This window comes from Polaromonas sp. P1_F4, from assembly GCF_056405675.1.
In genome coordinates, this window is the sequence record NZ_JBFUBP010000001.1 from 1 (window position 1) to 21,954 (window position 21,954).

At 61.4% G+C, this 21,954-nt stretch carries 20 protein-coding genes and 3 tRNA genes; 16 read left to right on the plus strand and 7 right to left on the minus strand.

Annotation, left to right across the window (positions count from 1 at the left end):
• The coding region (locus AC1DYQ_RS00005) for a winged helix-turn-helix transcriptional regulator (RefSeq protein WP_477685834.1) at positions 1 to 141 on the minus strand (141 nt) is incomplete at its 3' end.
• A gap of 139 nt (positions 142 to 280) precedes the next feature.
• Between AC1DYQ_RS00005 and AC1DYQ_RS00010 the strand changes: the two genes are divergently transcribed.
• Positions 281 to 3,253 (plus strand): type I restriction endonuclease subunit R, encoded by a 2,973-nt coding sequence (locus AC1DYQ_RS00010; protein WP_477685053.1) that lies wholly within the window; start codon positions 281 to 283, stop codon positions 3,251 to 3,253.
• Positions 3,254 to 3,328: 75 nt separating this feature from the next.
• On the opposite strand, the gene argG is transcribed toward AC1DYQ_RS00010, so the two are convergent.
• Together argG and ppnP are read right to left on the minus strand one after the other, a co-directional pair.
• Positions 3,329 to 4,660: an argininosuccinate synthase gene (gene argG, locus AC1DYQ_RS00015; protein WP_477685054.1), complete on the minus strand. Its 1,332-nt coding sequence runs from the start codon at positions 4,658 to 4,660 to the stop codon at positions 3,329 to 3,331.
• A gap of 89 nt (positions 4,661 to 4,749) precedes the next feature.
• Positions 4,750 to 5,076 carry a pyrimidine/purine nucleoside phosphorylase gene (gene ppnP, locus AC1DYQ_RS00020; protein ID WP_477674520.1) on the minus strand — a complete coding sequence of 109 codons (327 nt, stop codon included), beginning with the start codon at positions 5,074 to 5,076 and terminating at the stop codon, positions 4,750 to 4,752.
• Between the two features lie 220 nt (positions 5,077 to 5,296).
• Between ppnP and AC1DYQ_RS00025 the strand changes: the two genes are divergently transcribed.
• Complete coding sequence (locus AC1DYQ_RS00025) at positions 5,297 to 5,872, plus strand: RNA polymerase sigma factor (protein ID WP_477665541.1); 576 nt, start codon at positions 5,297 to 5,299, stop codon at positions 5,870 to 5,872.
• Positions 5,872 to 6,642 (plus strand): anti-sigma factor, encoded by a 771-nt coding sequence (locus AC1DYQ_RS00030; protein ID WP_477685055.1) that lies wholly within the window; start codon positions 5,872 to 5,874, stop codon positions 6,640 to 6,642. Before AC1DYQ_RS00025 ends, AC1DYQ_RS00030 begins: the two co-directional genes overlap by 1 nt.
• Positions 6,643 to 6,718: 76 nt before the next feature.
• On the opposite strand, the gene AC1DYQ_RS00035 is transcribed toward AC1DYQ_RS00030, so the two are convergent.
• Positions 6,719 to 7,426: a glycine zipper 2TM domain-containing protein gene (locus AC1DYQ_RS00035; RefSeq protein ID WP_477685056.1), complete on the minus strand. Its 708-nt coding sequence runs from the start codon at positions 7,424 to 7,426 to the stop codon at positions 6,719 to 6,721.
• A gap of 206 nt (positions 7,427 to 7,632) precedes the next feature.
• Positions 7,633 to 7,977, minus strand: a complete 345-nt coding sequence (locus AC1DYQ_RS00040; RefSeq protein WP_477685057.1) for an ArsC family reductase — start codon at positions 7,975 to 7,977, stop codon at positions 7,633 to 7,635.
• Positions 7,978 to 8,167: 190 nt separating this feature from the next.
• Between AC1DYQ_RS00040 and pip the strand changes: the two genes are divergently transcribed.
• The 10 genes from pip (at position 8,168) to AC1DYQ_RS00090 (ending at position 16,645) form a co-directional block, all read left to right on the plus strand.
• Positions 8,168 to 9,139 (plus strand): prolyl aminopeptidase, encoded by a 972-nt coding sequence (gene pip / locus AC1DYQ_RS00045; RefSeq protein ID WP_477685058.1) that lies wholly within the window; start codon positions 8,168 to 8,170, stop codon positions 9,137 to 9,139.
• Positions 9,140 to 9,272: 133 nt separating this feature from the next.
• Positions 9,273 to 10,583, plus strand: a complete 1,311-nt coding sequence (folC, locus tag AC1DYQ_RS00050; RefSeq protein WP_477685059.1) for a bifunctional tetrahydrofolate synthase/dihydrofolate synthase — start codon at positions 9,273 to 9,275, stop codon at positions 10,581 to 10,583.
• An 89-nt stretch (positions 10,584 to 10,672) separates the two neighbouring features.
• Positions 10,673 to 11,464: an SPOR domain-containing protein gene (locus tag AC1DYQ_RS00055; RefSeq protein ID WP_477685060.1), complete on the plus strand. Its 792-nt coding sequence runs from the start codon at positions 10,673 to 10,675 to the stop codon at positions 11,462 to 11,464.
• A gap of 22 nt (positions 11,465 to 11,486) precedes the next feature.
• Positions 11,487 to 11,972, plus strand: coding sequence for a CvpA family protein (locus AC1DYQ_RS00060; protein ID WP_477685061.1), 486 nt, complete (start codon positions 11,487 to 11,489; stop codon positions 11,970 to 11,972).
• A 34-nt stretch (positions 11,973 to 12,006) separates the two neighbouring features.
• A complete protein-coding gene (gene purF, locus AC1DYQ_RS00065) occupies positions 12,007 to 13,527 on the plus strand; it encodes an amidophosphoribosyltransferase (RefSeq protein WP_477685062.1) in 1,521 nt (506 codons plus the stop codon).
• 2 nt (positions 13,528 to 13,529) lie between these two features.
• Positions 13,530 to 14,744, plus strand: coding sequence for an O-succinylhomoserine sulfhydrylase (locus AC1DYQ_RS00070; RefSeq protein WP_457279914.1), 1,215 nt, complete (start codon positions 13,530 to 13,532; stop codon positions 14,742 to 14,744).
• Between the two features lie 16 nt (positions 14,745 to 14,760).
• On the plus strand, positions 14,761 to 16,155 hold the full coding sequence (gltX, locus tag AC1DYQ_RS00075; RefSeq protein WP_477685063.1) for a glutamate--tRNA ligase: 1,395 nt from the start codon (positions 14,761 to 14,763) through the stop codon (positions 16,153 to 16,155).
• A gap of 74 nt (positions 16,156 to 16,229) precedes the next feature.
• A tRNA-Ala gene (locus AC1DYQ_RS00080) sits at positions 16,230 to 16,305 on the plus strand.
• A gap of 83 nt (positions 16,306 to 16,388) precedes the next feature.
• Positions 16,389 to 16,464 (plus strand) — tRNA-Glu (locus AC1DYQ_RS00085).
• 104 nt (positions 16,465 to 16,568) lie between these two features.
• Positions 16,569 to 16,645 (plus strand) — tRNA-Asp (locus tag AC1DYQ_RS00090).
• 120 nt (positions 16,646 to 16,765) lie between these two features.
• Here AC1DYQ_RS00090 and AC1DYQ_RS00095 read toward each other — a convergent pair.
• Together AC1DYQ_RS00095 and AC1DYQ_RS00100 are read right to left on the minus strand one after the other, a co-directional pair.
• Entirely contained in the window at positions 16,766 to 17,896 is a 1,131-nt protein-coding gene (locus AC1DYQ_RS00095) for an ABC transporter substrate-binding protein (protein ID WP_477685835.1), read from the minus strand.
• 137 nt (positions 17,897 to 18,033) lie between these two features.
• Positions 18,034 to 19,020 carry a Bug family tripartite tricarboxylate transporter substrate binding protein gene (locus AC1DYQ_RS00100; RefSeq protein WP_477685836.1) on the minus strand — a complete coding sequence of 329 codons (987 nt, stop codon included), beginning with the start codon at positions 19,018 to 19,020 and terminating at the stop codon, positions 18,034 to 18,036.
• A 264-nt stretch (positions 19,021 to 19,284) separates the two neighbouring features.
• On the opposite strand from AC1DYQ_RS00100, the gene AC1DYQ_RS00105 reads away from it, so the two are divergent.
• The 3 genes from AC1DYQ_RS00105 (at position 19,285) to AC1DYQ_RS00115 (ending at position 21,828) form a co-directional block, all read left to right on the plus strand.
• Positions 19,285 to 19,785 carry an Lrp/AsnC family transcriptional regulator gene (locus AC1DYQ_RS00105; RefSeq protein ID WP_477685837.1) on the plus strand — a complete coding sequence of 167 codons (501 nt, stop codon included), beginning with the start codon at positions 19,285 to 19,287 and terminating at the stop codon, positions 19,783 to 19,785.
• 300 nt (positions 19,786 to 20,085) lie between these two features.
• A complete protein-coding gene (locus AC1DYQ_RS00110; protein ID WP_477685064.1) occupies positions 20,086 to 20,664 on the plus strand; it encodes a sigma-70 family RNA polymerase sigma factor in 579 nt (192 codons plus the stop codon).
• 99 nt (positions 20,665 to 20,763) lie between these two features.
• The gene (locus AC1DYQ_RS00115; RefSeq protein WP_477685065.1) at positions 20,764 to 21,828 is read left to right on the plus strand and encodes a FecR family protein; all 1,065 of its coding nucleotides are present in this window, start codon (positions 20,764 to 20,766) and stop codon (positions 21,826 to 21,828) included.
• The last annotated feature ends 126 nt before the right edge of the window (positions 21,829 to 21,954 follow it).

Sequence of the window (21,954 nt, forward strand, 5' to 3'; positions counted from 1 at the left end):
CTTAGGCTCGCTCTCCTCTGATCGCAGGTGCTTCTTCACGGTGTTGCGAGCCAGGCCTGTACGCCTTGAGATCTCGCGGATGGACATCTGATCCCGCAATGCCCAACGTCTGATGACATTCAATGTCGCCACGTCTATCACTCCTAATTTCCCCCTGCTTTTAAAACAAGCAGAGTAGTGCCTACGTGGGTCAGTTTTGGATGGAAATTACTGCGCTAAGTGGATCAGATTTCGACGGAATTCAACAGTTACTGGACAGATTAAGGTGTAGGGAGTGAAAATGGTCAGTCAAACCAACGAAGCCGCGCTTGAGTCGCACATCGAAAACGCACTTGCGAGGGACGGCTATCGCGTTAGCGACCCGGCTGACTTTGACCGGGAGTTCGCTGTTGACGGCAAGCTCTTTTGGGAGTTTCTCGAAGCCACCCAGCCCAAGGAGTTGGCGAAGCTGAAAGACCGGCCCAACTGGCAGCGGCTGGTACTGGAGCGGCTGAACAAGAAGATCAAGAAAGACAGCGTACTGGCCGTTCTGAAGAAAGGGCTCGATATTGACGATGCTCACTTCGATCTGCTCTACCGCCTGCCATATAACGACCTCAACCCGGAGGTGGTGGCCAACTTCGAGGCCAACCGCTTCAGCGTGACCCGGCAGGTGCATTACAGCCAGACGGACACCTTCAAATCAGTGGACATGGCCCTGTTCGTCAACGGTTTGGCGGTGGCAACGCTTGAACTCAAAAACCCGTGGACCGGCCAGAACGTGCAGAACGCTGTGCGGCAGTACCGCACCGACCGTGACCCCAAGGAGCCGCTGTTCGAGTTTGGCCGCTGCCTGGTGCATTTTGCGGTGGACCCGGACGAGGCTTTCATGTGCGCCCAACTGGCGGGTAACGACAGCAACTTTCTGCCGTTCAACAAGGGCAACAACCACGGCAAAGGCAACCCGGTCAATCCCAACGGGCACAAGACGGCGTACCTGTGGCAAGACATTCTGCCGCGCCGCAGCCTGACCAACATCATTGAGCAATTCGCCAAGTTCACGGTCGAGAAGGACAAGAAGACGGGCAAGGAGCGTAAGACGCTGTTCTTCCCCCGCTATCACCAGCTCGACGTGGTGCGCGGCATTCTGGCCGATGCTCAGCAGAAGGGCGTAGGCCAGACCTATCTGATTCAGCATTCGGCTGGCTCAGGTAAGTCCAACTCCATCACGTGGCTGGCGTATCAACTGGTGGAACAGTACGACACCACGGGCACGGCAAACTTGTTTGGTTCCGTGGTGGTAGTGACAGACCGGCGCGTGCTGGATACCCAGCTCAAGGACAATATCAAGCTGTTCTCTGAAACCAAGAATATCGTCGCCCACTGCGAAAGTGCGCAAGAGCTGAAATACAACCTTGAGCTTGGCAAGAAGATCATCATCACTACGGTGCAGAAGTTCCCCTTCATCGTGGATGGCATCGGGCAGCTGTCTGACCGAAAATTTGCCGTCATCATCGATGAGGCGCACTCTTCCCAGTCTGGCGTAGCCGCCGACAAAGTCAACGAGACCCTTGCTGGGCAGGATGGTGAAGAGCCAGTGGATGTGCAAGACCAGATTCTGGCGGCGATGGACGAACGCAAGATGAGCAAAAACGCCAGCTACTTTGCCTTCACTGCCACGCCAAAGCCAGCCACGCTGGAAAAGTTTGGCCGCCAAGCCCCTGACGGCAAGTTCTACCCCTTCCACCTGTATTCCATGAAGCAAGCCATCGAGGAGAAATTCATTCTCGACGTGCTGGAGAAGTACACCACGTACAAAAGCTACTACGAGGTTCAGAAGTCAGTGGCAGACAACCCTTTATTCGATACCGCCAAGGCACAGAAGAAGCTGAAAGCCTTTGTCGAAGCCAGCCCAAAGACTATTGAGGTAAAGGCCAAGATCATGGTCGACCACTTCACGGCCAGCGTTTGGCAGGCCAAGAAGCTGAAAGGCAAGGCCAAGGCCATGGTAGTGACGCGCAATATCGAATGCGCCATCCGATACTTCTTTGCCATCCGCTCCGCATTAAAAGAGGCCAATGCCCCGTTCAAGGCGTTGGTGGCGTTCTCCGGCGAAAAGATGGTGGACGGCATCAAGCACACCGAAGAGTCCCTGAACGGCTTTTCTGCGCGTGACTTGCCCGACGAATTCGAGAAAGACGACGCCAAGATTCTGGTGGTTGCCAACAAGTACCTGACCGGCTTCGACGAGCCCATGCTGCACACCATGTATGTGGACAAGAAACTGCAAGGTGTTCTGGCCGTGCAAGCGCTGTCCCGGCTCAATCGCTGCAACTGGAAGCTGGGCAAGACTGATACCTTCGTGCTCGACTTCTACAACTCCGTGGACGACATTAAGGCGGCGTTTGACCCCTTCTACACGTCCACCAGTCTGAGCGAGCCAACGGACGTGAATGTCTTGCATGACCTGAAAGACGTGCTCGACAACTTTGGCATCTACGACTGGACTGAAGTGATGACCTTCAATGAGAAGTTCTTTGCCAGCGCCGAAGCCGAAGAACTCGCTCCCATCATCGACACGGTGGTGGTCCGCTTTGATGCCGACTTGAACGACGAGCAACGCATCGACTTTAAGATAAAGGCCAAGCAGTTCGTCAAGATTTACGCGCAAATAGCAGCCATCATTCCGTTCAACAACGTGAACTGGGAAATGCTGCATTGGTTTCTGAAGTTCCTGATCCCCAAGCTGAAAGTGAAAGACCCTGACCAGGACAAGTTGGATGAATTGCTGAACAGCGTTGATCTCTCTACCTATGGGCTGGAACGCTCACGGCTCGAAGCCAAGATTGGCCTTGATGCCGCTGAAACCGAACTAGAGCCGCAAAACCCGAACTTACGGGGCCCACACATGGGACCGGGAGACAAAGACCCGCTGGAAGAGATCGTCCGCGCCTTCAACGACCGCCACTTTGCCGGGTGGGAGGCCACGCCCGAAGAGCAACGGGTAAAGTTCATCAATATCGCCCAGCACGTGGCAAACCACGCAGACTACAAGGCACAGGTCGAAGACAACCCTGATGCCCAGAACCGGCAGTTGGCACTGGAGAAGCTAATCCAACACGCCGTCAGTATCGAGCGCCGCCGGGAGCTGGACTTGTACAAACGCTACGCGGGTGACCCCGATTTCAAGCGAGCCTTTGATGCGAGTATTTCAAGGTTGCTGAGCATGCAAGGCGCCGGTATCAATGGCATTCTTGGGTCTAAGCCGACTTGATGTAGTGCCCAATTTGCAATCGCGCCGTAAAAAAGCCCGCATATGCGGGCTTTTTTATGTCAACTCGAAGGCGCCTTACTTCCCCAGCTTCAAGAAATCATCCCCCTTGCCCAACTCCAGCATCCCAGCATTGGAATAAATCCCCAGCTTGGCACGCGTATCGGTAATGTCCAGATTGCGCATCGTCAACTGCCCAATGCGGTCGAGCGGCGAGAACGGCGCGTCTTCCACCTTTTCCATGCTCAAACGCTCAGGCGCGTAGGTCAGGTTGGGCGACTCGGTGTTGAGCAGCGAGTAATCGTTGCCGCGGCGCAGTTCCAGCGTGACGGTGCCGGTGATGGCGCTGGCGATCCAGCGTTGGGCGGTTTCGCGCAGCATGATGGCCTGGCTGTCGAACCAGCGGCCCTGGTACAGCAGGCGGCCGAGCTTGCGGCCGTTGTCGCGGTACTGCTCGATGGTGTCTTCGTTGTGGATGCCGGTGACCAGGCGCTCGTAGGCGATGAACAGCAGGGCCAGGCCGGGGGCTTCGTAGATGCCGCGGCTCTTGGCTTCGATGATGCGGTTTTCGATCTGGTCGCTCATGCCCAGGCCGTGGCGGCCGCCGATTTCGTTGGCCTTGAGGATCAGGCTCACCAGGTCGGGGTACTGCACGCCGTTGAGCGCGACGGGGCGGCCTTCTTCAAAGGTCACGCTGACTTCTTCGGCCTTGACGACGCAGTCGTCTTTCCAGAACGGCACGCCCATGATGGGGTTGACGATCTTGATGCCGCTGTTGAGGTTTTCAAGGTCTTTGGCTTCGTGCGTGGCGCCCAGCATGTTGCTGTCGGTGCTGTAGGCTTTTTCGGCGCTCATCTTGTAGCCAAAGCCGTTGGCTGTCATGAACGCGCTCATCTCGGCGCGGCCACCCAGTTCGTCGATGAACTGCTGGTCCAGCCAGGGTTTGTAGATCTTCAGCGCGGGGTTGGTCAGCAGGCCGTAGCGGTAGAAGCGCTCGATGTCGTTGCCCTTGAAGGTGGAGCCATCGCCCCAGATGTTCACGTCGTCCTGCTTCATGGCAGACACCAGCATCGTGCCCGTCACAGCGCGGCCCAGCGGCGTGGTGTTGAAGTAGGTCACGCCGGCGGTGGTGATGTGGAAGGCGCCGCTTTGCAGCGCGGCAATGCCTTCAGCGGCGAGCTGCGGGCGGCAGTCGACCAGGCGGGCCTTGATGGCGCCGTATTCCATGGCCTTGCGCGGGATCTCGTCGTAGTCCGCTTCGTCGGGCTGGCCCAGGTTGGCGGTATAGGCGTAGGGCAGGGCGCCCTTCTGTTTCATCCACAACAGCGCGGCGCTGGTGTCCAGGCCGCCAGAGAACGCGATGCCGACCTTTTGGTTGGCGGGAATGTTTTGCAGAATGGTGTTGGACATGTTTTAGGCCTGAATATCGCTGTAAGCCGCGCAGAACGGGCGCGAGCAGCTATAAAAAAAGGAGCGGTTCTTGGTGGGGCTAGACGTTTTTAACCGAAATGGCAGATGTAGTGATAAGCCGCTTCGCCCGCTGCAACGCGGATTTCGAATTTGGCGTTGCCGGGCACGCTGAATTTTTCGCCGGCTGAAGACTTGACCCAGCTGTCGCTGCCGGCCAGCTTGTATTCGCAGGCACCGGCCACGCATTCCATGATTTCGGGCGCGCCGGTGTTGAAGGTCAGGGTGGCCGGCAGGATCACGCCCACCGATTTTTTGGTGCCGTCGGCCAGCGTGATGCCGTGGCTCACGCATTTGCCGTCAAAGTAGACGTTGGCCTTGGTGGTCACGCTGATGTTGTCGATTTTTTCGGTAGGCATGGGAAGGTGCTGAAAAGAGACTGAAAGAGGCGAAAAGAGACGAAAGGGGCCGTTCCGGGCTGCGGGAAAGCACCGCGTGGCGCCCAAACCGCTGATTTTAGGTCACCCGGAGCCCTTCGCCGGGCCCGCGGTGAATCCGGTTGGCCCTTTGTGGCGTATCCCCAATGCCAGCCGCTTGCCGGTGTTTCCCGATAGCCACCAATACCTGACAATGTTCTTCATGAAGCCAGAAAGCCCGGACAGACAATTGATCGCACTGATTGACCGCGTGGCCCAGGCCGATGAGTCGGCCCTGCGGGAGCTGTATGAGCTGACTTCGTCCAAGCTCTACGGTGTCGCGATTCGTGTGGTGACCAACCGTGAATGGGCTGAGGACGTGTTGCAGGAAGCTTTTTTGAACATCTGGCGCATTGCCGGCGACTACAAGGCGACCCTGTCGCCGCCCATGGCCTGGATGGCGCTGGTGGTGCGCAGCCGCGGCCTGGATTTTTTGCGGCGCCGGGCTTCGGACCGGGCCGACCTGATGCAGGAACTCGACGATGTGATTTCCGACACCGTGGCGGGCGATTCGCCCAACCCGATGGACACGACGCAGGCCAGCGAACAGGCCTGGGCGCTGCACCAGTGCCTGGGTCAGCTGGAACACAAGCAGCGCGAGGTGGTGAGCCTGGCGTACCTGCGGGATTTGAGCCATGGTGAGCTGGCCGAGCAGCTGAAGCTGCCTTTGGGGACTGTCAAAACATGGATCCGGCGCGGGCTGGAGCAGCTTCGCGGTTGCATGGCGAGGTTTGCCTGATGAATTTACAAAGTAATCCCGCCCTGATGGAGCAACTGGCGGCCAGCTACGCGCTGGGCACCTTGCGCGGCGGCGCGCGTCGCCGGTTTGAGACGTTGGCACGCGACAACGCCACTTTGCGCGCGGCGGCGCTGGTCTGGCAAAGCCGGCTGTCGTCGGTGGCTGAGCTGCAGCCGCAGGCAGCGCCCAGCCCCGCAGTGTGGAAACGCATTGAAAACCTGGTGCGGGCCGACAAGGAGGCGCGGGCCATGCAGGCGGCACGGGTCGCTCCGGGTGCCATGGGTTGGTGGTCCAGCCTGGGCCTGTGGCGCGGCGGGGCCGTGGCGGGCGCACTCGCGACTGCAGCGGCGGTTGTCGTGGGGCTGAACGTGAACGGCCGGCTGAGCGGGCAGGTGAGCGAGCTGACCGCCAAACTGACAGCCACGCCCGAGATCGAATACGTGGCCGTGCTGACGGATGACAAGGCTTCGGCGTCGCTGCTGGTGACGTTTGATCCGAAGAACAAAACACTTTCGCTCAAGCGCGTGGGCAGCTTCAGGGAGCAGCCCGACAAATCCCTGGAACTCTGGGCTTTGCCGCCCGGCGCGGCGCCCAAATCGCTGGGTGTGATGAGTGCGGACCCCGTGGTTCGCCTGACGGCCGCAGGCACCGACATGCGTCAGGTGCCGACGCTGGCGATCACGCTGGAGCCCAAGGGTGGCGTTCCGCCGGGCAGCGGGCCGACCGGGCCGGTGCTGTTCAAGGGCGCCCTGATTGAAACGCCCAAATAGCAACAGTCGAATATTCGCGGACAGCAAAAAGGGGCGTTGCAAACGCCCCTTTTTTTTGGTTCTGCCGGACCGCGATTTAACGCCAGTGACGGTGGCCACCGTAGCCCCGGCTGTAACCGAAGTTCAACGACAGGCCGATAGGTGCGTAGTACGGCTGGTAATAGGGACGGGGGTAGTAAGCCGGGTAAACCACCGGCTGCTCCACGTAAGTCACGGCAGGCTGGACATACACCGGCTGGGGCGCCGGTTGCACATAGGTCTGGGGCTGCTGCGGCGCGGACTGGAAGGTCTGCGGCGCAGGGGCCATGGCGCCAACCGGTGTGACCTGCAGGCGCACATACTGGCCGGGGTCGGTGGCCATCTGCGTGCTGTACTGCGTGCCCTGGTATTCGTACACCACGTTGTAGTGGCTGGGCCGGTTTTCGTAATAGGTTTGCGTTGTGCACTGCTGCACGTTTTGAATCTGGTTGTTTGAGCCTTCGATGCGGTCGCCAACGATGGCGCCGCCTACCAGCCCGATCATGGTCGCGACGGCACGGCCGCCGCCATTGCCGATGGCGTTACCGGCTGCACCGCCCGCGAGGGCGCCCATCAGTGCCCCTGCGCCCGAGTTCGGCTGCTGGACGACGACGGGTTGGTTGCTGCAGACCTGGCGCGGCACAGCCACTTGCTGCACCACCGGCGTGCTTGAAATCACCCGGGCCAGGATGTCCATGGCGGAGGCGGGTACAGCGGCCAACCCGGAGGCGGCAGCAAGAGCAGAGAGAACAAGCGCTTTTTTCATGATTCAACCCTTTTCAGCACCTGGCTGAAGTTGCACCGCCAAAGGGGTAACCCGTGGTGGGGTAATGACTCGGCGGCAACCCTAATTTTAGTAAGTCAGAGTCATTTTGGGGCGTGGAGTTCGGTAAATCGACGGTAAAGCTGCCCTTTTAGTCTCGTTGGAGGCAAAACAGGCTGCAAAACGTAACCGGTCGGCCTGCCGTGCGTTCAAACCCTTGCTGCCCAGCCCTGGGCGTCAAAACCGACGGTGATGTCCTTGCCCCAGTCCATCACCGGCCGCTTGATGACGCTGGGGTTGGCCAGCATCAGCGTTTGGGCGCTGGCGCTGTCATGCACGCCGGCCTGCAGCGCCGGGTCAAGCTTTCGCCAGGTGGTGCCCTGGCGGTTCAGCAGCTTTTCCCAGCCGGCCGCCTGGGCCCATCGCGCCAGCTGGTCGGGCGGCACGCCCTGCTTCTTGAAATCATGAAACTGGTAGTCAACACCTTGTTCGCCAAGCCATGCGCGGGCCTTTTTGACGGTGTCGCAGTTGGGGATGCCGTAAAGAATGATCATGGCCCGATTTTCGCAGATTTAAGGAAAATAGGCCTTTCGGCCAAGCGGGACGAGCGCCAGCAGCTATCAAATTGGTAGCGTTGCCGCAAATGCAGGCAAGGGCCCGGGCGCGTGGGCAGGCCTGTGGCAAGGCTGGAATAATGAAGAACGCCAACCGGCCCAACCTTTTTTTGTATGGATGCCTTGCCTCATGACCGCTGCTTCAGCCACGCGCACTGCCCCCGCCGTTCTTTACCCGCCTCTTGAGCCCTTTCGCACAGGCATTCTTGAAACCGGTGACGGCCATTCGGTGTACTGGGAGTTATGCGGCAACCCCAAAGGAAAGCCGGCGGTGTTTTTGCATGGTGGTCCGGGCGCGGGCTGCTCGCCCGAGCATCGCCGCCTGTTTGATCCCGAACGCTATTGCGTGCTGCTGTTCGACCAGCGCGGCTGCGGCCGCTCCCGCCCCAGTGCCTCACTGGAAAACAACACGACCTGGCACCTGGTAGCCGACATCGAGCGCTTGCGCACCCTGCTGGGCGTGGAGCGCTGGCTGGTGTTCGGCGGCTCTTGGGGCAGCGCACTGGCGCTGGCGTATGCCCAGGCTCATCCGGCCCGGGTGTCGGCGCTCGTCGTGCGGGGCATTTTTGCGCTGCGCCGCGCCGAGCTGCTCTGGTACTACCAGGAGGGGGCGTCCTGGTTGTTCCCTGATTTGTGGGAAGAGTTCGTCAAACCCATTCCCCCGGCGGAGCGCGGCGACCTGATTGCCGCCTACCGCAAACGCCTGGTGGGTACCGACCGTGCTGCGCAACTGGCGGCAGCCCGCGCATGGAGTCTGTGGGAAGGCCAGACGATCACCTTGTTGCCTGACCCGTCCTTTACCGCGCAGCATGGTGACGACGCCTTTGCCCTGGCGTTCGCGCGCATAGAAAACCATTATTTTGTGCATGCCGGCTGGCTCGAAGAGGGGCAACTGATTCGCGACGCGCACAAGCTGGCCGGGATTCCCGGCGTGATCGTGCAGGGCCGCTATGACGTGGCCACGCCGGCCAAAACCGCCTGGGACCTGCACCGCGCCTGGCCCGAGGCTGAATTCCACATGGTGGACAACGCCGGCCACGCCTTCAACGAGCCCGGCATTCTGCGCCAGCTCATCGCCGCCACCGACCGGTTTGCCAAATAGCTCGAACACCCCCGTTGACGCTCACTGCGTGTAGCGTCCTCCCCCCTTGCAGGGGGCGGCGCCTGCGACCGGCAGAGCCGGACCGCGGCCCCCGCTTGGAGGAAAGGCCGGCTTTGCGACAATAGGGGGCTGTATGCAAAATTTGAAAACTCTCGACGACTGGCTCGCTTACTGCGAGCACCTGCACCCCGTCGGCATCGACATGGGCCTGACGCGCATCAGCGCTGTGGCAAAGCGCATGGGCCTGGCCTTTGACTGCCCCATCATCACGGTGGCCGGCACCAACGGCAAAGGCTCGACCTGCGCGATGCTTGAAGCCATCTTGCTGCAGGCCGGCTACCGCACCGGCGTCTTCACTTCGCCGCACCTGGTGCATTTTGAAGAGCGCTGCCGGGTGCGCGGCGACATCGTGAAGGCTGATGATCTCGTCACCCAGTTCGCGCGTGTCGAAGCAGCGCGCACGCAGGGCGGTGACGCGATCTCGCTCACTTATTTCGAATTCACCACCCTGGCCATCCTGCAACTGCTGGCCGACGCAAAGCTCGACGTCGTCATCCTCGAAGTCGGCCTGGGTGGGCGGCTGGACGCCGTCAACATGCTGGACGCGGACTGCGCGGTGATCACCAGCATCGACCTGGACCACATGGAATACCTGGGACCCGACCGCGAAAGCATAGGCCGCGAAAAGGCCGGCATCATGCGCGCCGGCAAGCCGGTCATCGTGAGCGACCCGGTGCCGCCGCAAAGCATCATTGACTACGCCGCTGCAGTGGGTGCTGACTTGTGGCGCTTTGGTACGGACTTCAATTTTTCGGGCGACAAGCAGCAGTGGGGCTGGGCCGGGCGCGGGCGCCGTTATGCCGGCCTGGCGTATCCGGCCTTGCGCGGCGCCAACCAGCTTGTCAACGCCTCGGGCGTGCTGGCGGCGCTGACGGCCTTGCGTGAGCGCCTGCCAGTGACGGCCCAGGCGGTGCGCAACGGCTTGTCGATGGTCGAGCTGCCGGGGCGTTTCCAGATCGTGCCCGGCCAGCCCACGCTGGTGCTGGACGTGGCGCACAACCCCCATTCGGTGGCTGCGCTGGCCGAAAACCTTGATGCCATGGGCTTTTACCCCTGCACACACGCCGTGTTCGGTGCCATGGCCGACAAAGACCTGGCCCCTATGCTGGCGCGGGTGGCGCCGCTCATCGACAAGTGGTATTTCACCGATTTGCCGACGCCGCGGGCCGCTTCTGCCGAGGGTTTGCAGGCCCGGTGGACGGCGGCCAATACCCGGCCTGATGCAAGCGCCGGCACTTACAAATCCCCCGAAGCGGCGCTGCAGGCGGCGGTCGGGGCCGCAACCCCCGCTGATAGAATTGTCGTGTTCGGCTCCTTCTACACGGTGGGCGGCATTTTGAAGGACGGTGTGCCGCGTCTTTCGGCCCCGCACCTGGCCGCCTGAGGCCGGACAAGCCGGTCCGTCAAGCATTCCAAGGGCCGTCAGCCCGCGTTCACCGTTAACGTCACCCCTTATCGGATCCAAGCCACACCATGCCGTTTTTCAACTTCCGCCGGGGCGGCTCCAACGCTGCCTCCAATGCCGGGTCAGCCGCTCAAACGGAAAGCGTGGAAGTGATCCGCAAGCGTGCCAAACACCGGCTGATCGGTTCTGCCGTGCTCGTGCTGATCGGCGTGTTGGGTTTCCCGCTGCTGTTTGACACCCAGCCCAGGCCCATTCCGGTCGATATCCCGATTGAAATTCCGGGGAAGGGCACGGTCAAGCCCCTGGTGATTCCCGGGCCTGGTGCCCCGGCAGCCACTTCCGCGTCCGCCCCCAAGGTGGCCGACAAGCCCGCCGAAAAAGTGACCGCTGACGCCAGCCTGGCACCCAAGGAAGAAATTCTCTCATCAAAACCGGCTCCAGCCATTGCTGCATCTGCGCCACCAGCTATCAAAAATGAAGCAAAGCCGGAGGCCAAACCTGAGGTGAAGCCTGCGGTCAAACCGGAACCCAAGCCGGCCAAGCCCGCTGCGAATGACGACGCCACACGTGCCGCCGCGCTGCTGAACGGCACCGCCGCGCCGGCCGCCAAACCGTCTGCCAGCGAGGCGGACGGCCGTTTTGTGGTTCAGGTCGGCGCGTTTGCCGATGTGGCCAAGGCCCGCGAAGCGCGCCTGAAGGTGGAAAAGGCGGGCCTGAAAACCTATACACAAGTGGCGGAAACCAAAGACGGCAAGCGCATCCGGGTCCGCGTGGGCCCGTTTGCCACCAAGGCCGAGGCCGACAAGGCGGCGACCAAGATCAAGGCCCTTGATTTACCCGCTGCCATCCTGACCTTGTAATGGGTACTGCCCCGGTGGTGTCGTGACGGCTGTTGACTGGATTTTGCTGGGAGTGCTGGGTTTTTCCATGCTGTTGGGCGCATGGCGCGGGCTGGTGTATGAGGTGTTGTCGGTGCTGGGCTGGGTGGTGTCGTTTTTTGTGGCGCAATGGTTTGCGCCCGACCTTGCCACCCGGTTGCCACTGCAGTCCGCTGCTGATCCTGTGCGCTATGCGGCGGCGTTTGTGCTGATATTTATTGCCGCGGTGTTTGCGGCGGGCTTGCTGGCTTTTTTGCTGAAGAAACTGGTGGCCGCCGTCGGCCTGGCGCCGGTAGACCGGGTGTTTGGAGCGGCCTTCGGCGTAGTGCGCGGCATTATTTTGTTGCTGGCCGCCACGGTGGTCATCAACATGACGGCATTGAAGTCCAGCGACTGGTGGGTGCAGTCCAACGGTGCGCCGATGTTGACGGCCACGCTCAAAGCCCTGAAGCCGGTATTGCCCGAACAGTTTGCCAAGTATTTAATTTAACTTTGAAGAGTCAACTCATCATGATCGGAACACCATGTGCGGGATAGTCGGCGTCGTCAGCAAAGCCCCGGTCAATCAACTGATTTATGACGGCCTGCTGCTTTTGCAGCATCGCGGCCAGGATGCCGCGGGCATCGTCACGCAGCAGGGGCGCAAGTTCTACATGCACAAGGCCAAGGGCATGGTGCGCGACGTCTTTCGCACCCGCAACATGCGTGCGTTGCCGGGCACGGTAGGCCTGGGCCAGGTGCGCTACCCTACAGCAGGCAACGCCTACAGCGAAGACGAAGCCCAGCCGTTTTACGTCAACGCGCCGTTCGGCCTGGTGCTGTCGCACAACGGCAACCTGACCAATGCGGCCGAGCTGAAGGCCGAGCTCTTCAACACCGACCATCGCCACATCAACACCGACAGCGACTCTGAAGTGCTGCTCAACGTGCTGGCGCATGAGCTGGAAAAAACCACACGCGGCCTGCCGCTCAAGCCGGTTGATGTATTCGCCGCCGTGCGCGGCGTGCACAAGCGTGTGAAGGGCTCTTATGCCGTGGTGGCGCTGATCGCCGGTCACGGCTTGCTGGCTTTCCGTGATCCCTTTGGCATCCGACCGCTGTGCATCGGCCGCGGCGAGAATGAAAACGGCACTACCGTCATGGTGGCCAGCGAATCGGTGGCGCTCGAAGGCACTTCGCACCAATTCGAGCGCGACATCGCCCCGGGCGAAGCCGTGTATGTAGACATGGAAGGCGTGGTGCACGCCGAGCAGTGCGCACCCAACGCCAAGCTCAATCCCTGCATCTTCGAATTTGTGTACCTGGCGCGCCCCGACTCGGTGCTGGACGGCATCTCGGTCTACCAGGCCCGCCTGAACCTGGGCGAGACGCTGGCCAAACGCGTGGTCTCTACCGTGCCACCCAGCGAGATCGATGTGATCATCCCGATCCCCGAATCCAGTCGCCCCAGCGCCACGCAGCTGGCGCACCTGCTGGGCATTCCTTACCGCGAAGGTTTCGTCAAGAACCGTTACGTGGGCCGCACCTTCATCATGCCGGGGCAGGGCGTGCGCAAGAAGTCCGTGCGCCAGAAGCTCAACGTGATTGCCAGCGAGTTCAAGGGCCGTAACGTGCTGCTGGTCGACGATTCCATCGTGCGCGGCACCACCAGCCGCGAGATCGTGCAGATGGCGCGTGACGCCGGTGCGCGCAAGGTCTACCTTGCCAGCGCTGCGCCACCCGTGCGCTATCCCAACGTGTACGGCATTGACATGCCCACGCCGGACGAACTTGTGGCCCACGGCCGCACGATTGAAGAAATCCGTGAAGTCATTGGCTGCGACGCATTGATTTACCAGGACGTGGAAGGCATGAAGCGCGCCATTGGCTCACTCAACGGCAAGCTCGACGGCTTTGACGCCTCCTGCTTTGACGGTGTTTACATCACGGGCGACGTGACTGCAGAGACCATCGCAGCGATGAACTCGCAGCGCGCCGATAGCGCCGGCGAAGAAGGCGACGTGGACGTTTCCCGCCTGGCGCTGCCCAATCCGCAAGAAGCCTGAGCATGACGAAAAGAAAACTGCCCGACAACCTGCACCGCGACACGCTGGCCGTGCGCGTGGCGCTGGAGCCCAGCCAGCACGGTGAAAACTCCGAAGCGCTGTACCTGACCAGCGGCTTTGTCCAGCCCGACGCCGAGACCTCTGCGCGGCGCTTTGCCGACCCGACGGAGGGCTACACCTACGGCCGCACGTCCAACCCGACGGTCACAAGCTTTGAACGCCGCCTCGCCGCGATGGAGGGCACCGAAGCCGCCATCGGCGCCTCGACCGGCATGGGCGCGATCCTGATGATGTGCATGGGGCTGTTGAAGTCCGGCGACCACGTCATTTGCTCGCGTTCCATGTTTGGCTCGACGATTGCCCTGATAGGCCGCGAGTTCGGGAAGTTCGGCGTTGAAACCACGTTTGTGTCGCAGACGGACGTCAGCGAGTGGAAGGCCGCATTGCGACCCGGCACCAAGCTGCTGTTTGCTGAAACCCCGACCAATCCGCTGACCGAAGTCTGCGACATCCGGGCGCTGGCTGACCTGGCGCACAGCGTGGGCGCCTTGCTCGCGGTGGACAATTGCTTTTGCTCACCGGCGCTGCAGCGTCCGGTGGAATTCGGCGCCGACCTCATCATGCATTCGGGCACCAAATACCTGGACGGCCAGGGCCGTGTGATGGCGGGTGCGCTCTGCGGCTCGTCCAAACTGATCGTTGATGTGTTCGGCCCGATCGTGCGCACCGCCGGCATGACGCTCGCGCCCTTCAACGCCTGGGTCGTGCTCAAGGGCCTGGAGACGTTGAACATCCGCATGCAGGCACAGAGCGCCAACGCGCTGGCCGTTGCCAGGTGGCTTGAAACGCAGCCTGCGGTTGCGCGCGTTTATTACCCTGGTCTTGAGTCGCATCCCCAGCATGAGCTGGCCATGCGCCAGCAATCGGGACTGGGTGGCGCGGTGCTGTCGTTTGACGTGCTTGGCGACACACCGGAAGCGGCACGCGCAAATGCCTTCAAGGTGATCAACAGCACGCAAGTGCTCAGCATTGCGACCAACCTGGGCGACACCAAGACCATCATCAGCCATTCAGCCACCACCTCGCACGGGCGCCTCAGCGAAGAGCAGCGCCAGGCCGCCGGCATAGGCCAGGGCCTGGTTCGCGTGGCCGTCGGGCTGGACCACGTAGACGACATCAAGGCCGACCTGTCCCGCGGCCTGAGCCTTATCGTATGACTGCATGACTGCCCCAATGACCCAAAAGACAAGAACCCGTTTCGCCCCTTCCCCGACCGGATTCATCCATCTCGGCAATATCCGCTCAGCGCTTTACCCCTGGGCTTTTGCCCGTGCCACCGGCGGCGACTTCGTTCTTCGCATTGAAGACACCGATGTGGAGCGCTCCAGCCAGGAAGCCGTCGACGTGATCATCGAAGGCATGCGCTGGCTGGGCCTGAACCACGACGAAGGCCCGTTCTTCCAGATGCAGCGCATGGACCGCTACAAGGCCGTGCTGGCGCAGATGCAGGTTGATGGCCTGGTCTACCCCTGCTACATGAGCGTGGCCGAGCTCGACGCCTTGCGTGAAAAGCAGATGGCCGCCAAAGAAAAACCGCGCTATGACGGCACCTGGCGCCCCGCGCCCGGCAAGACCCTGCCCACCGTGCCCGAAGGTGTGCAGCCCGTGCTGCGCTTCATGAATCCGCAAGGTGGCAGCGTGGTCTGGGACGACAAGGTCAAGGGCCGCATCGAGATCAGCAACAACGAACTCGACGACCTGGTGATCGCGCGGCCCGACGGCACGCCGACTTACAACTTCTGCGTGGTGGTCGACGACATCGACATGGCCATGACCCACGTGATCCGCGGCGACGACCACGTGAACAACACGCCGCGCCAGATCAACATCTTCAAGGCCCTGGGCAAAGAGCCGCCGGTGTATGCCCATCTGCCGACCGTGCTCAACGAGCAGGGCGAAAAACTCAGCAAACGCAACGGCGCCAAGCCGGTGACGCAGTACGCCGCCGAGGGTTACTTGCCCGACGCCATGGTCAATTACCTGGCGCGCCTGGGCTGGAGCCACGGCGACGACGAAATCTTCAGCCGCGAGCAGTTCATTGAATGGTTCAACCTTGATCACCTGGGCAAGAGCGCCGCGCAGTTCGATGAAGCCAAGCTGCGCTGGGTCAATGCCCAGCACCTGAAAGCCACTCCTGATGACACACTGGCAACGCTGGTGCAGCCCTTCCTGGCAGCCCAGGGCATTACCGGCGTGGACCCGGTATGGGTGACGCGCGGCTGCGGGCTTTTTAAAGACCGCTGCAGCACACTCGTAGAGCTGGCCGGCTGGCTGCAACTGCTGGTGACCGGGGGCAAGCCCAGCGCTGAGGACATCAGCACGCACGTCACGGAGGCAGTGCGCCCGGCCATTGCAAAACTGAGCAGTTCCCTGGTGGCCTGCGAGTGGAGCAAGGCCGCGATCTCGGCCGCCATCAAACAGGTGCTGGCCGACACCGGCCTCAAGATGCCGCAGCTGGCAATGCCCGTACGCGTGCTGGTCATGGGCACGCCGCAAACCCCGTCCCTCGACGCGATTCTGGAGCTCATGAAGCGCGAAGATGTAGTCTCCCGGTTGAAGCTTGTTTGAGGATTTGAAATAGGCCAATTTTTCGGGCTATAATTCAAGGCTCGACAATTGCAGGGAAACCTCAATAACTTGACGGGGGTATAGCTCAGCTGGGAGAGCGCTTGCATGGCATGCAAGAGGTCAGCGGTTCGATCCCGCTTACCTCCACCAAAAGTTAAAAGTTAGTCGGGAAGAATTTGAAGTTTTGTGGGTCCGTGTGAAAGCAGGGGCTCATCCGGAAGTTCCAAGGTTTTGACCCTATCGTCTAGAGGCCTAGGACACCACCCTTTCACGGTGGCTACAGGGGTTCGAATCCCCTTAGGGTCGCCAGAATTCATCGCACCTTGTGTGTGGTGCCCAAGGCGCAAGTTGACAACCGCCGGCCCGCAAGGGCCGAGCGACTTGGCTCGAAAGAGCGAATGTTGTCACTACCAGGAGTGGTAGTTCAGTTGGTTAGAATACCGGCCTGTCACGCCGGGGGTCGCGGGTTCGAGTCCCGTCCACTCCGCCAATATTGATAAGGGTTAGCAGGTAAGTATCTGCTAACCCTTTTCTCTTTTCCGGCCCTTGTTTCGTAACTGCATCCTCAGATTGGATGAGTGGCGCAAAGCAGCGGTATCGCCGCTGCTTTCTATTGCCGGATTCTTCCGTTCCCGCTGATGATCGTCATCTCCACGAAGCGTGAACCACTGTGCATCCCCGGGCGAAATCCGATGACATATCCTCCCAGGTCAAAGCTGTCCAGTCCATCCAGAGCGGAAGCAAAACCTTCACGGGTCACACGCGAGCCTTGGCGCCGGGCCGCTTCAACAATCACCTTGGCCGCGATGAAGCCTTCCATCATTGCGTAGCTGATCGGAACATCCTGCGCGCCGGCTGTTGCCGCGATGTCGTTGAACTCCTTGGAAAGCCGATTTGTCAGTTTGTAGGGACTGGGCGTAACCTGGGCGATCGCGATGCCTTGCATTTGCTCGTCAGAAAGCCGTTTCGCCATCTGCTCAATGTCCGCGCCCGAGTGTGCAAACAGCTGAGCCGTTCCTCCGGCCGAGCGGTATTTCTCAATAAAACCGGAAGCAGCGCCTCCGCTTGCAATCATGATGATCGCCTGCGGCGAGGCTTGCAGCATGGCGTCAGCGGCGGCAGTCACGCGGCTGGTCCCGGCGTCATAACCCGCCGTTTGCACGATCCTCGCCTTGGCATTCGCCGCTGCTTCCTGTGCGGCGGCGATGAGTGGCGCAGCACCGGAGCCGTTTTCGTAAAACAAGCCAAGCCTGGTGATTCCGACTGTCGCCAGGTGCGCCGTGATTCTCGCAAGTTCGTCTCGCAATGTGGCGCGCACGCCATAAAGTTGTGGCACGTCCAGATTCAGTTCGGTCGCGCGAAAGCCGACCAGCACGATGCGCTCGCGCTCAAATACGCCCGCGCTGACCAGTTGGGCGATATTGCGGCTTCCAAAATAGCCGGCAAGCACCACGGGCTTGTCCTCGGCCAGAAGCGCGCGCGTTTGGGTGAGTGTTTCATCGGGGCGTCCAGCGTCGTCGCGGCGCGCCAGGATGAAGGTGTTTCCGTTGACCCCGCCCGCCTTGTTCACGGCGTTGAAATGCAACTGCATTCCAGCCGCGTAGGCGCGGCCCTGGCTCGCGTCAATGCCGGTCAACGGCGCCACCTGACCGACTACAAGCTGAGCGGCCAGCACGGACGACGCTATACCGCTTGCGATAACCAGGCCCGCCAAGCGGGCAATCAACTGACCAGTTCTCATTTCCAGTTTCCTTAACGCGGTCCAACTCGCACGTGCAACGCTTTCACCTGTCAAGCCTGAGGCTGTAGATAGTGAATCCAGCCCCATGGGTAACAATCAATCGGAGAAGGCCACGAGGTCCTTGCCGGCCGCCACTTTCAATCGATCCGGATGTTGGAACGCAGGGCAATCACGCGCATGCGGGGCAGCTCGTTTTCGATGCGCGCCGCAACCGTGGCAGCGGGCTCCCAGGCGTATTCGAGTCCGTTCGCGACGAGTTTTTCGCGAAGCTCCGGATCCTTCATGGTTTCAGCCAGCGCCTTCTGCAGCTTGGCTTTTACATCCGCCGGCACCCCCTTGGGCGTGGCAATGGCCAGCCAGGAATCGGCCGAGAAACCTTTGAAACCGCTCTCCGCCACGGTCGCCACCGTGGGCATTTGCGTCGCGCGGCTTTCGCCGGTGACGGCGATGGCTTTGATCCTCGGCTTGGCCGCCTTCAGCTGCGGCAGCGCCGCCGCGACGGTGTCAATCGAGAAGGGGATCTGGCCGGCCATCAGGTCGGTCATCGCTGGTGCGCTGCCTTTGTAAGCGATGTGCTGCAGCTTGATGCCAGCGGCGCTCCAGAGCATTTCACCGGCGAAGTGCCCTGTGGTGCCGTTGCCGAACGAGCCGTACACGTACTTGTCCGGTGCGCGTTGCACCGCTGCGATCAGCTGCTTCAGGTCGTTGATCGGGACATCGGAGTTGGCCAGAAGAACAAGGGGAACGCGCGCCACCATCCCGACAGGCTCGAAACTCTTGATCGGGTCGTAAGGCAGCTTGGGCATGAGTGCCGGGTTGACCGTGAAAGTGGATCCCGAGCTGATAAGCAGCGTGTAGCCGTCCGGCGCCGCCTTGGCAACAAAAGCGGCACCGACGATGGTGCCGGCGCCCGGCCGGTTGTCGATGACCACAGGTTGCCCCAGGCGCTCACCCAGCTTCTTGGCGACCAGCCGTCCGGCGATGTCGGTGGCGCCGCCCGGCGGAAAAGGAATGACCAGTTGGACCGGCTTGGACGGATAGCCCTGCGCGTGAACGCTGGCCCATGGGGCCAGCAAGACCAGCGCCATGGCCAGGAAGAAGCGCTTCTCATACCTTGGGTTCATCATCGTATTGCTCCTCTTTGATACGGCATGGGCCGCGTTGATCAACCGTTGCGAAACAGGAAACTGCAGGCATTGCGTTTCGACGTATCCAGAATCCCAAGCGGCAAAGTTGGAGGGCATGTCGGAAATCCGCTTGAGGAGTCAAGGAAAGTCTATCGCCGAGGCCGCGCAACAGGGTTGCAACATAATTGACTTTTAAGATTAGGTATTCGAATAATTGGATACAAAAACTTGGAGAAGTGTGTGATTAAAGAAAAAAGAGAAATAAAAGTGCGTTTACAGAATGAAACAACTGCCCCGAGGCCTGACCTGGACCGGGTGGATCGCGTGATCCTGCGCTTGCTTCAGCGCGATGCATCGATTTCCAATGTGGCACTGGCGGCCAAGGTGCACCTGAGCCCCGCAGCCTGCTTGCGCCGGGTGGAGCGCCTGAAATCGATGGGCCTGGTGCAGCGCATCGTCGCGTTGCTCAATCCTGCCTCGCTGAACCTTGGCATGCTGGTTGTGATCGGCGTGGTGTTGGACCGGTCCACACCGCAGTCCTTCGCCGACTTCGAAAAAGCGGTGCAGAAGGTGCCGGGCTGCCTGGAATGCGTGGTGGTGACGGGCGAGTTCGACTACTTCGTCACCGTCCGCACGCAGGACAACGAATCGTTTAACCGCCTGCATGCCGCGGAGCTGCTCTACCTCCCGGGGGTGAGGCAGATCCGCACCTTCGTCGTGCTGAAGCAGGTGCTCTCAACGACGGAACTGCCGGTTATGTAGTTTTCGGGGGTTAACAAACCTGATGGAAATTGCCGCATACCCGATTGGGGCCGTCGCGCATTTCCTCGCTGGCTTCTCACGATGTCTCAGGCCTTCAAGACTCGCATGTGAATTCAGGAGCGACCGCTCAACAGGGCAGTGGTGGTATCAAAGGTAACGATGGTCCCCGCAGCAGAGTCCGATAGCGTGCTTCGTTCATAATGAGAATAATTCCCATCTACGACGCGCGCCTGGTCAGCCACCGCCACATCTCGTCTGCCGCTTGAAGGGATCCGTCACCTCCATGGCAATGACCGACCTGTGCTTGAGCGCTATTACCAAGAACTGCTGAACTTCTGTTCCCGCACGGTGCGAAACCGCAATGCCGCGGCTGATGTCGTGCAGGAGAGCTATGCGCGCGTCCTGGCGGTGCAGCATTCCGGCCAGGCGGTGCCCGAGCCGCGCGCACTGCTCTACCGCACAGCACGCAACCTGCAGATCGACCAGCACCGCCGCAGTGAAGTGCGCGGCGAGGCGCTGCATCCGGATGCCGAGGCTTCGGCGGCCGAACTTGATAACCTGGCGGCGCCGCAGGCCTGTGAGCCGGATGTGGCTGCGTCTTCTGCGCAGGGGGTGAATGCCCTGCTGGCCACCATTGATGCCCTGCCTTTGCGCTGCCGCGAGGCTTTTATCCTGCACAAGTTTGACGGCCTGCCTCATGCGGAGGTGGCCGAGCAGATGGGCATCTCGCGCAAGATGGTCGAGCAGCACATCAAGCTGGCCATGGACGCCTGCAGGCGTTGCAAAGACGCGCTCGACGGGGCGCCCGCCGCCGCCGGCCCAACTTCTACCCCCATCTCTACCCCGGTGCTCCGACGAAGAAAACCTGCCCGCGAATGACTTTCGGCTTTCGAATGAATTTTTATTTGTACTCTTGCTTTCCCGGCATAGGGTTTCAGCTTGTTCGTGCGTCTACATCCAAGAGCCGATAAGCACACCATGAACACCCCGCCGCCAGCCCACCCGCCAGCCGCACCGTCCACAGAGCCCGACGAAGCGGCGCTGGACTGGTTCGTGCGGCGTACCGGTGGGCAGCTTGGGGCGGTGGACGAGGCTGCGTTCCAGGCCTGGCTGGCGGCGGACAGCGCCCATGGCGCGGCCTTTGCGCGCCACCAGCGTGACTGGCGTTTGCTCGACGCGCTGCCGGCAGATGGCTTGCGCACGCTGAGACAGAACCTTGCCGATGACAAGGCTGCTGTCGCCCGTACCGCGCCGCGCCGGCGCGCCTGGTGGCAGGGGCTGTCTGCCTGGGTGCCGCGGGGCGCACTGGCCGCCGTGGCGTTGATGGTTTCCTGCGGGGGCTATATGGCCTGGAGCCTCTGGCGGCAGCAACCGGTGTTCGAGCAGAGTTTTTCCACCACGCGAGGCCAGCAGCTGGAGGTGGTCTTGCCGGAAGGCAGCCGCCTGAGGCTGGACACCCTGACCACCGCCGACGTCACGCTTTACCGTGAGCGCCGTGAAGTGCGCCTGCCGCAGGGAGAGGCAATGTTCCAGGTCAAGGGTGACCCGGCGCGTCCTTTCGATGTGCTGGCCGGGCCCTTGCGCATCACGGTGGTCGGCACGCGGTTTTCTGTGCGCTACACGCCCGGTGTGCCGGGCCGTGCGGGTGTGCAGGTCGCCGTGGAAGAAGGGCGTGTGCGCGTTGCGCGCGCCGAACGGTCCGCTACCGATGCGGTGGTTGAGCTGGTCGCCGGCCAGCAGATCGCGAGCGACATGTCGGGATTGCTGGGCGCGGTGTCTGCCTTGCCCGCAGCCGGGATTGCGCCCTGGCGTGAAAGCCGCGTCAGTTTTGACAACACGCCTCTGAACCAGGCTCTGGCCGAGTTCGAGCGTTACGGCCCGGTGCATCTGACGGTGCGGGAGCCGGCCGTGGCCGCGCTGCGCGTGACGGGCACGTTCGACCCGCGGCGGCCGGGCAACTTCGCCCGCATCCTGCCGCAGGTCTTGCCGGTGCGGCTGCGCGAGCAGGGCGGCGAGGCCGAGATCGTCGCCGCCGGTCATTAGTCATTAGCCCGGACGGGGCTGACATCAGGACACAAAAAAACTTTGTGCCCGACCTAGGGTTTCCCGGGACCCACGCGTCTACATGAGAAGGATTCTTATTTAAACCTTCTCCCGGAGATTGCACGC